Annotated in this window: 8 protein-coding genes and 1 pseudogene; 5 read left to right on the plus strand and 4 right to left on the minus strand. The window is 32.7% G+C overall.

The annotated features are described in order from the left end of the window. Together Q4Q55_RS08230 and Q4Q55_RS08235 are read left to right on the plus strand one after the other, a co-directional pair. Positions 1-251 (plus strand): annotated as a pseudogene (locus Q4Q55_RS08230) (formylmethanofuran--tetrahydromethanopterin N-formyltransferase); the annotation flags it as partial. A 90-nt stretch (positions 252-341) separates the two neighbouring features. Beyond that, positions 342-2,132, plus strand: a complete 1,791-nt coding sequence (locus Q4Q55_RS08235) for a hypothetical protein (protein ID WP_303372343.1) — start codon at positions 342-344, stop codon at positions 2,130-2,132. Between the two features lie 5 nt (positions 2,133-2,137). Here Q4Q55_RS08235 and Q4Q55_RS08240 read toward each other — a convergent pair whose 3' ends face one another. Next, positions 2,138-3,271, minus strand: coding sequence for an NAD-binding protein (locus Q4Q55_RS08240; protein ID WP_303372344.1), 1,134 nt, complete (start codon positions 3,269-3,271; stop codon positions 2,138-2,140). Between the two features lie 71 nt (positions 3,272-3,342). Between Q4Q55_RS08240 and Q4Q55_RS08245 the strand changes: the two genes are divergently transcribed. Together Q4Q55_RS08245 and sfsA are read left to right on the plus strand one after the other, a co-directional pair. After that, the gene (locus Q4Q55_RS08245; protein WP_303372345.1) at positions 3,343-4,884 is read left to right on the plus strand and encodes an NAD(P)H-hydrate dehydratase; all 1,542 of its coding nucleotides are present in this window, start codon (positions 3,343-3,345) and stop codon (positions 4,882-4,884) included. Then, positions 4,871-5,614 carry a DNA/RNA nuclease SfsA gene (gene sfsA / locus Q4Q55_RS08250; RefSeq protein WP_303372346.1) on the plus strand — a complete coding sequence of 248 codons (744 nt, stop codon included), beginning with the start codon at positions 4,871-4,873 and terminating at the stop codon, positions 5,612-5,614. The genes Q4Q55_RS08245 and sfsA overlap by 14 nt, the downstream gene beginning before the upstream one ends. On the opposite strand, the gene Q4Q55_RS08255 is transcribed toward sfsA, so the two are convergent. Continuing rightward, positions 5,564-6,289 (minus strand): NAD-dependent protein deacylase, encoded by a 726-nt coding sequence (locus Q4Q55_RS08255; protein ID WP_303372347.1) that lies wholly within the window; start codon positions 6,287-6,289, stop codon positions 5,564-5,566. The two genes, sfsA and Q4Q55_RS08255, sit on opposite strands and share 51 nt — an antisense overlap. Positions 6,290-6,422: 133 nt before the next feature. Here Q4Q55_RS08255 and Q4Q55_RS08260 point away from each other — a divergent pair, with 133 nt between their 5' ends. After that, positions 6,423-8,030, plus strand: a complete 1,608-nt coding sequence (locus Q4Q55_RS08260) for a helicase C-terminal domain-containing protein (protein WP_368660150.1) — start codon at positions 6,423-6,425, stop codon at positions 8,028-8,030. Between the two features lie 22 nt (positions 8,031-8,052). Here the strand turns inward: Q4Q55_RS08260 and Q4Q55_RS08265 are convergent, their stop codons facing one another. Together Q4Q55_RS08265 and Q4Q55_RS08270 are read right to left on the minus strand one after the other, a co-directional pair. Then, complete coding sequence (locus Q4Q55_RS08265; protein WP_303372349.1) at positions 8,053-9,231, minus strand: argininosuccinate synthase; 1,179 nt, start codon at positions 9,229-9,231, stop codon at positions 8,053-8,055. Positions 9,232-9,469: 238 nt separating this feature from the next. Next, positions 9,470-10,588 (minus strand): IGHMBP2 family helicase, encoded by a 1,119-nt coding sequence (locus Q4Q55_RS08270; RefSeq protein ID WP_303372350.1) that lies wholly within the window; start codon positions 10,586-10,588, stop codon positions 9,470-9,472. Positions 10,589-10,684 lie beyond the last annotated feature (96 nt).

Genomic DNA, 10,684 nt, shown 5'->3' on the forward strand with positions numbered 1-10,684 from the left:
CCTTCATGAGTGCATCTACCAACGAAAAAGAATGTGTAACTTTAAAAGATCAAGTGGAAACTGAATTGCCAGAAAACGTATTCGGAAACATGGAAATCGTTATTGATGGTGTAGATGAGGAATCCGTTAAAGCCGCTATGAAAGCAGGTATTGAAGCTGCTTGCCAAGTACCGGGTGTTATTGAAATTGGTGCAGGTAACTATGGCGGAAGCTTAGGACCTTACCAAATCCACTTACAAGATTTATTCTAGAGAGTTTAACTCTCTTCTCTTTTTTATTTTTCTGGATTGAGAGTAATGAACTTTAATCTGAAAAATACTTTTTTTACAATTTTTATTTTATTGCTTCTGTTTTTAAGTATTGGAATTATTTCAGCTTCTGAAAACATCACTCTTTCTTCTGATGATGGTAATGTTGATTTTTCTGAGTGTAGTGATGTTGAATTAATTGCTGATGCTGGTGAAGCTCAGGTTGATAAAATTACAAATACGTCTATTAAATCTAATGCGCTGTCGGTGTATTATGGTGAAAAAACAGCTTTGGTTGGTTATTTGAAGGATCATACCGGACAACCTCTAAAAAATAAAAAATTAACTGTATCCTTTGATGGTAAAAAATATACAAGGATTACTGATAAAAATGGTAAAATCGTTTTGAATTTAAATCTCAAACCAAATACCTACAAAGCGAATATTAATTTTGAGGGTGACTCAAATTATTCCTCTAGTCATTATAGTTCAATAATTAAAGTTTTAAAAGCACCCACTTCTTTAAATGTTAATGATTATAGCACATATTATAATTCCGATTTATTTTTCAAGACAAAGGTAATAAATAAGGTCACCGGAAAGCCAATAAGTGGAATTAAAGTATTATTCAAAGTCTATTCTGGAAAAAAATTATTCAAATCAGTTTATGCAAAAACTGATAAGAACGGTATTGCAACTTTAAATAAAAATTTAAATGTGGGATTGTATAGGGTTCATGTTTCAATTTCAAGTAATGACCAAAAAAAGAATGCATTGTATAAAAATTCTAAAAATACGGCTACATTAAAAATTAAACCCACTTCCGAAATGGGGTGCTGTTCTATTTATCTGCAGGTTACTTCTTCAGAAAGTTTGACAGGTTTTAGAAGAGATTCTACCTATGCGGCAGACATGACAATCAAACCTGTTGTTTGGTATGGTAGATTGGCAATAAAACAATATAAAACTAATGGGGGATATTCGTTCCATTCAATAACAACTGCTGATGGGTGGCATATTGCCACAGGTAGCGCTGATGCTCCAAGAACTAATCTTGCAATTGAAAAATTAGCAGGATCTATGGTAAAGTCTGGTGTTATACAACAAGCTAAATTAATAACCATTAGAAAATATTTGGCATCTATAGGGTATAATATAGGCCATGTTGCAATCAAATCTCCAACTGGATTGTATGCTATTGTATGGGTTAATGGATATAAAATAGGAAAATTAAATCCCGGCGAATATATTTCCGTTCCTAACTCAAAAGACTCTTTTAGGTTTGGCAAATACTCTTCCTTTGATAAAAATCCTGTAAATGCTGCTGTTAAGATTGCGGCTACTGATCCTTATGGGGTTAACAGGAGAGATATTGTGGTTTATCATTGGAAAGCAACAACAAAAGAGGGTTCAACAACATCTCTAGTTAATGTATATAGTTCTAATGACAATGGTAAACTTGTAGGTAGGAGTACAGGTTATTTAAAAGATAATATTTACTTTAGAAATGTTTTTTATAGCAAAAATAGCCTTCCAATAGCTCCAAGCAAAAAATTTTTAGGATTTTATAAATTCGGATACATTAACAAGTTTAAAATTCAGACTACTGTTACTGCTCCATTAGTTGTAGCTTCACTCAACAATTCAAAAATTTTTAAAATCACTGTTAAAAATAAAGCCACAAATAAAGCTATTCATGGCCTTATTATAAAGGTTAAATTGTTCACTGGAAGTAATTATAAAACATATACATTCAAAACGAATAATGGTGTTGTTAATTTCAATACTTCCAAATTAAGCGTTGGTGTTCATAATATTGTAATCTTTTCTGGTCATGATAGATATTATGCATCAAAAGTAAGCAGAATTACAATTAAAAATTAGAGAAGCTATTTCTCTAATTCTTCTCTTGTTATTTTTGCTATCTCTTTATTTGTTAAATTTTTACCGATAATTTCTTCATTCTTTTCTAAATCCTCAATTAATTTCTCAAAAGTTGTTCTGTCAGGACCTGAAATTAAATGAGAGTGGATATTGTTTACACAATCATATAAATTATCTATTGCTGCTTTTGCGTCAGTGTTATTGTTTAAATAGTCGTTGAATCTTGCACCGTCTTCCAAATTCATTGTATTGATTTTACGTTTTAGGGGGGTTTCAACTCCGGGTATGTGATAATCAATGTTTTCAAGAGTGCATCCATGTTTACTAATTATTTCAAATTCATTGAATATCTCATCAGATGTGTGTCTTACGGTTAATCTTAAAACATGAGGTCTTGTTGACTCGTAGTATAAATCCTTTCCTCCGATTATTTCTGGAGATACAATTTTATCCGCACCCGCTTTTCTAAGACGAGAAATGTTTTCCAGTTTGCTGGCCCTTGATACAATCCATGTGTCCTGATTTGTTTCACGGATTGTTAAAACAATAAATAAATTATCAACATCATTACCAATACTTACAATTACACTATTGCATTTGTCTCCGGCCAATCTGGATATCAAATCATCTTCAGTAGCATCTTTTTGAATAACAACAACTGAATCACTTTCTTCAATACTTTCACATACTTCTTCACTTTTATCAAACACGATGACATTCTGATTTCTTTTTGTCAATTCATCAAATACTACTTTTCCAACTCTTCCAAAACCACAAAGAATAAAATAATCGTCCATTTTACTAATTGTCTTCATCTTCCTTGCTCCTTTTGAATATGTGCTCATTTTTTCCTGAAAACTTGTTAACATTATATTAAATACATATGCAAGTAGCGCCACTCCTCCCAAAGCTAATGTAGTTGCAAAAATCTTCTGAATTCCAGTATGGGGGGTGTAGTCTCCATAACCTACAGTGGCCATAGTAATGACAGCATAATAAACTGAATCAATGAGATTTAATTTCATTATAAAATAAGAACCTACAATTCCATAGACAAATAATGCAATGATTAACATTATTCCGCTTGTTACATATTGTGTAGGTAATCTTGTTAAAAGTCTAATTGTTATTTTTCTCATGATGTTTTTTCCTTAACTTAAGATAATTATATTTATATTAAGTTGTTATATTTTAATTTAAAGGTGATTTTTTGGATCCTATTGATATGATGGTTACAGATTATAATTGTGAATATTTGGGGTTATCAAGACTATGTCTAATGGAATCTGCAGGAAAATCCTTAGCAGAAGAGGTAGGTAAAATTGCAGTTTATGCATTTTCAAAACCCGTTAAAGTAGTAATTTTCACAGGTTCTGGTGGAAATGGGGGTGACGGGTTTGTAGCGGCGCGTTACTTATTAAATAGGGGCTACGATGTGGATATTTACATGTTGAAGGATAATATTCATTCTCAAGATGCTAAGACCAATCTGGAAATTCTGAATAATATGAAACCACGTCTGTCTCGTTTAAATATTTTAAATTTAAAAACATTGGATGATATTGATAATTGTGAAGTTGCAAATGAGGATAAATCCGAATTTATAATTGTTGATGGGCTTCTGGGAACTGGAATTAAAGGTAAATTGCAAACCAATATTAGAAGAGCTATCGAAGTAATCAATGAATCCAATGGTTTGAAAATAAGTATTGATGTTCCTTCTGGAATGGATCCATTAACAGGAAATATTGATGATATGGCAGTAATTCCAGATTATACAATCAGTTTTCATAAAATCAAAACTGGCATAAGGGATGCTGATGAAGAGGTGGTTGGTGGCCTTGTAACTGCGGACATTGGAATTCCTTTTGAAGCGGAATATTTTGTTAATTATGGTGACTTTTTAAGACTTAAAAATAGAAATCCCAAATCACATAAAGGAAATAATGGTAGTTTGCTTGTAGTGGGGGGCAATAAAGACTATTCTGGTGCTCCAGCTATTGCAGGAATGGCTGCTATTGGTGCTGGTGCAGATTTGGTATACGTTGCAAGCCCGAGCAAATCCGCTGAAGCAATTAAATCAACATCTCCTGATTTAATAGTCAAATCACTTGACGGCGATAAATTATCTTTATCTCATTTGGATGAAATTTTAAAACTTTCTCAGAAGGTTGATGCAATATTGATTGGTCCTGGCGCAGGAATTGATGAGGATACCTCAAAATTATTCAATGTTTTAGTTACAAAAATTAAAAAACCAATAGTTCTGGATGCTGATGCCTTAAAGCAAGTTGAATTATCTTTAATCAAAAATCGTGAGGATATTATTTTAACTCCCCATATTTTTGAGTTCAAATCATTTTTCAATATTGGTGATGATTTAAAATTGGACATTGATTCTTATGATTTTAGAAAAGTTGATGAAAACATTACTGAGTTTCAACAAATCACTCGCCAAATTAAAGGAACTGTTGTCGTTAAAGGACAATATGATTTGGTATTGTCTAAAAATAAGTTTAAAATTAACAAATCAGGCAATTCTGGAATGACTGTTGGCGGAACTGGCGATGCATTGGCAGGAATATCTGCTAGTTTACTTGCACAGGATTTATCCACTTTCGATTCTGCTAGTTTGGCTACTTTTATTAACGGCCTTGCTGGTGATAGGGCATTTGAAATTAAAGGAAATGGATTTTCTGCAACGGATTTAGTTTCACATATTGGTAGTGTGATAAAAGATGGATTATGTTAAAGGAATTTTTTTAAACAGACCAAATAGGTTCATTGCGGAAGTTGAAGTTGAGGGAGCTTTAGAAATAGCACATGTTCCAAACACGGGCAGATGTAAAGAGCTTCTGGTTGAGGGTGTCACTGTTTGGTTAAAACCTTCTGATAATCCGAAGCGAAAAACCAAATTTTCACTTCACTTTGTTGAAAACAAAGGGGTTTTGGTATCACTTTACTCCCAACAAGCAAATAGTATTGTGTATGATGCAATTATTGATGGAAAAATAAAAGAGCTTGCCGGTTATGATTATCATCAAAGGGAAAAAACAGTTGATAATTCAAGAATTGATATATACCTTGCAAATCGTGAGGATGATTGTTGCGGAATGAATTTTTTGGTTGATTCTTGTTATGTTGAAGTTAAGGGAGTTACATTGGTGATTGATGGTGAAGCGAGATTCCCTGATGCCCCCACCGAAAGGGGTGCAAAACACTTGAATGAATTAATAAAACTTAAAAAAGATGGAAATCGTTGCTGTGTATTTTTTTTAATTCAACATCCTGCCGGAAATTCATTCAGACCGAATTGGGATAATGACCCTATCTTTTCCAAAACGCTAAATGAAGCATATGGGGAGGGTGTTGAAATACTCGTTTATAAATGTGACAACCAGTTGGATGGAATTAGTTTAATACCTGAATCTTTAGATTTTAATTTGGGAAAAAGTCTCTCCAATGGCATCGTTAATGACTAATGTGGCTAATTCATCATAAGGAGTTTCACTTTTATTAATCAATACTAGATTTTCGCCGTTGAAGTAGTTTATAAGGCCTGCAGCAGGATACACGACAAGTGAAGTTCCTCCGATTATCAATGTTTCAGCATTTTGAATATAATCTATTGAAAAGCTTAAAACGGCATTATTCAGTGGCTCTTCATATAATACTACGTCAGGTTTTACAATTCCTCCACATTCGCATCTGGGAATACCTTCATTTTCTAAAATATAATCTAATCCATATTCTTTACCGCAAATCTGGCAATAATTTCTATGGATGCTTCCATGAAGTTCCATGACCTCTTCACTTCCTGCCTTTTGATGAAGTCCATCAATGTTTTGTGTTATAACTGCCTTTAACTTTCCGGTTTTTTCCAAATTTGCAAGTGCAATATGTGCAGAATTGGGTTTTGCATCTTTAAAGATGAGATTTTCCTTATAATAATTGAAAAATTCTTCTGTATTGTCAGTATAGTAAGTATGTGAAACCAGATTTTCCGGCGTGTCCCCATATTTCTCTAGACTTTTAAAGATTCCACTTTCAGACCTGAAATCTGGAATTCCGCTTTCTGTTGAAACGCCTGCTCCTCCAAAAAAGACAATATTGTCTGATGAGTCAATAATTTCCTGTAATTGATTGATTTTTGACATGTTAATTATTATGCATTTTAAAACATTTAAAAATGTTTAAATATTTTTTCCATAAAATATTATTATAAAGTTGTTATTAAAATGGTGGGCGAACACATTGACAGAAGATATTGATAAGTCTAATCTTGATTGGATGATTTACTGGTCATTTAAAGGACATAATCCGCGAAATAGTCAGATTGTTTTAATCAATAAAATTAACCATGCCATTAGCAAAGGCTATAAAAATATTATTTTGGAAGCCGGTACCGGTACGGGCAAGTCTGCAATCGCAACAACGCTTGCCAATATGTATGATGATTCATACATTTTAACAATGACAAAACAACTTCAGGAGCAGTATTTGGATGATTTTGAGGATATGCTTGTTGAAATTAAGGGTAAAGGAAATTATCCCTGCAACTATAATGGAAGTTGTGATTTTTGTATTAAGGATGAATATAATTTGAGAAAATGTGATGATTGCTCTTTTAAATTAGCTTTTAAGCATGCGATTGATGCCGATAATGTCATTACCAATTATGATTTCTTTTATTATATGGGTGTTGCAAATAAGCTGCTGGATTCTCGTGAACTGTTAATTTTGGATGAAGCCCATAATTTGGAGCGTAAAATGTTGATGTTGTCTTCGCACAGTTTAAGTCGTGAATATATTTCAACAAAATTCGGTATTGATATTTTTGAATCTATGATGAACAATTCCATTTCTTTCAACCGTCTGAAAAGGGATTCTCATTATTGGATTGAACTGTGTGATGATTTGATTAATGTTTGTAAAGAGCGCATTAGGGAGATTGATGGAGAACATAAAAGAGATGTTCAGGTTACATTGGATGAATTTGAAAATGACCCCTCAAAATTTTCAAGTCAGGATTATATCGAAAAGCAAAGATTGGAAACTGACATGAAATCATTTGCAACAATCAGTTTGGGGTTGGCGGCTGATGATTTGATTATTGATTTGCCTAATCGAAATGACATATTGGGCGGTAAAATGGACATATCCGCTGAGTTTAAACCATTCTCAGTTTCTGATGATACTCAAAACTTATTGGAATTGGGCAATGTCCGCATATTTCTGACAGGAACTTTGGGAAACATGGAAAAATTCTGCCAATGGAATAATATAGATGTTAATGAAACTTATTATATCTATCAAAAATCACCATTTGATGTTTCTAAAAGACCGATATATCCGGAATTTGTAGCAAGCATGAGTGGAAAAACTCGTGGGGTTCCGAATTGGAAAAATGATAGGGCAATTTCAAAAATCAAGGAATTGTTGGATAGGCATCATAACGAAAAAGGAGTTATCCACACCTCAAGCAATGAACAGGCATTGTGGATAATTGAAAATTTAAAAGATTATCCATTGATGTTTGTCGGTGGTGATGATAGAAATATTATTTTAAGGCAATTTGCTGAGTCTGATAAAAACTTGATTTTAATAGGCGCTTCAATAAAGGATGGCGTAGATTTTAAAGGTGATTTGTGCAGATTTCAGATTATTTTCAAGGTCCCATATCCTCAATTGAATGAACAAGTCAAATATAGAAAGGCCTTAGATAAGTCTTGGTATTACTATCAGGCAGTGATGTCAATAATGCAGGCTTATGGTCGTGGAATTAGGGATAAAGATGATTGGTGTGTAATGTATATTATAGATTCTGATTTTATAAATCTTTTTGATTTCAATAAAGGCTTTTTCAATGAATATTTCATTGAAGCAATAAAAAAATAAGTAAAATGATAGCTATTAAAAGCTATCTGTTTAATTTTTGATAATTTCTTGCTTGAAGACCGTGGTATTTAATCATACCTTCGACTTCACTCTGTTCGGTTTCCTTGTCTTCAAATGTAATCTGTTCAATGCTGTGTAAGCTGAATGGAGATTTTCTAACTATCGGTTGGATTGAACCTTTGAACACTTTCATTACGACTTCTCCGCTTACTCTTTCCTGCATTTTGTCGATTGCTTGGTCAAGATCTTCTCTTAATGGTTCTTGCCAGAGGGCTCTGTAAACAAGGTCTGCATAAAGTGTAGACATGTATTCAGCAAATCTTAACTCATCAGTGGTTAAGACTAATTCTTCTAATGCTTGGTGTGCTGCAATTAATAATTTTGCACCAGGGGTTTCGTAGATTTCTCTGCTTTTAATACCAATCATTCTGTTTTCAATAGTGTCTACTCTACCGATTCCATGGGATCCTGCAATTTCGTTTGATTTTTTAATAATGTCGATTAAAGGCATCATTTCGCCGTTGATTGCAATAGGAATACCTTCTTCGAATTCGATAGATATTTTTTCAGGTTCATCTTTAGCATCTTCCCATGATGCAGTCCATTCGTAAATGTCTTCTGGAGGTTCATTTGCAGGGTCTTCTAGGACATCTCCTTCAATTGCTCTTCCCCAGAGGTTTTCATCGATACTGTAAATTTTATCATAACTTAACTCAATTCCTTTGGATTCTGCATATGCTTTTTCTTCAGTTCTTGTTAAGTTCATTTCTCTGATTGGTGCAATGATGTCCAAATCGGACATTGCAAGAATAACTGCTTCAAATCTGAACTGGTCGTTTCCTTTTCCGGTACATCCATGTGCAATGGCTGTTGCTCCTTCTTTTTCAGCGACTTCTATAAGTTTTTGGGCAATTAATGGTCTTGCAAAAGCTGTACTTAATGGGTATCCTTCATATTCTGCATTTGCTTTGATTCCGCGTGCGATGTATTCGTTTGCAAATTCTTCTTTAGCATCTATGTTGTAGTGTTTTAATCCGCCGATTTTGGCTGCACTATTTTTTGCTTTTTCCATTTCTTCTTCGCCTTGTCCCACATCTACACATGCGGTAATAACTTCTACATTGTATTTTTCTTCTAATAATTTAACACAAACGGAGGTGTCTAATCCACCACTGAATGCTAAGAGTACTTTATCAGCCATAATTAATCACCGTAAATAATTTTAAATAAAAATGAATATTCAAGGTTTATTTTTATTATTAATAGTATTTATAATTTAAAAAAAGTGGCAGAAGAAAAACTCTTAATTGAGGGAATATTTGAGGTTGAAAGTTATAGAGGGTTTTGAAAAATCAAAACCTCAATTAAGAGTTTAGAGTTCAAATAATTTTGTCTCTAATAATAATTTACATTTCATAATATATAAAGTTTAGGTATACCTAAATTTTTACCAGCAGGTTTTCACTTTCAACAAATTCAATTAACCTTTCATATGTCGGATTGTTTTTTAATGTGTTTTTGTTTCCTATTATTATTAATTTTCTTTTTGCTCTTGTTATTGCAACATTTAATCTTCTCAAATCATTTAAAAATCCAATATTTCCATTATCATTACTTCTTACTGTGGATATAATTATAATCTCTTTTTCCCGACCTTGGAAGCCATCAACTGTTTTGACTTCAACTGGAGTTTTGTTTTGGATAATTTTTACCTGATCGGCATATGGGCTGATTATTCCAATGTCTGATTCATCAACACCAGCAGTCAAATAATCATTTGCAACACTGACTGCAATGTTTGCTTCTAATTTATTGATAATTGATTTCGAATCTTTTAAATGCTCTTCTTTGTTGTCAATATTGGAGGTGTCCATAAACAGTAATGCTTCTTCATCATAATTTGAACCAATAATGTCACTTATTTTGATTTTATCGACACTAGAATCACTTTTTAAGCTATTGTTATAAAATTCTGAGTTTGGAAACTTCATTAAAAGTCTGTTCATTCTGTATTGCACATTCAGTAACTGTGACTTGTTTGGATATTTTCTAATCAATGCTTCAAATAGTGTCTTTTCAAGATCACCTGCTCTGGAACTTATTATTGTTGGGGGAAGCTGCTTATGGTCTCCAGCCAAGATAAATCTGTGTGCTTTTGCAATTGGAATTAATATGCTTGGAATTGTGGCTTGTGAAGCTTCATCAATGATTGCTACGTCGAATTTGGTTTTTGCAATGGATTCAAGGGCTGCAGATGAATTTGTGGCTAAAATTACATCACTTTCTTTAATTATTTTTTTTATCATTTTATTTTCAATTCTTTTAATGTCTGAATGCATTTCGTCAATTTCCTGATTGTATTCGATCCATTTGGCCATTGATTTCATTTTCTCAGCACTTATTCCACGGCCACCTTTTCCTTTGGATGCATGGTATAATATATCATAATCCTTAAAGCCTCTTCTAAATTGAGGTGTTGGTTTGGTATATGATTTTCTTTTTTCAATCAGAGAGTCGATTTTTTTATTTATTCTTTTAATATTTTTATTTTTGTGAATCTTTTGAAATTTTTATTCGAAATTAAATTTTATATTTTTTTTTTTTTATATTTTTTTTTTCATATTTTCTCCAATCTTTGTTATAATTTTATTAAG

Source organism: Methanobrevibacter sp., from assembly GCF_030539555.1.
Lineage (GTDB): Archaea > Methanobacteriota > Methanobacteria > Methanobacteriales > Methanobacteriaceae > Methanocatella.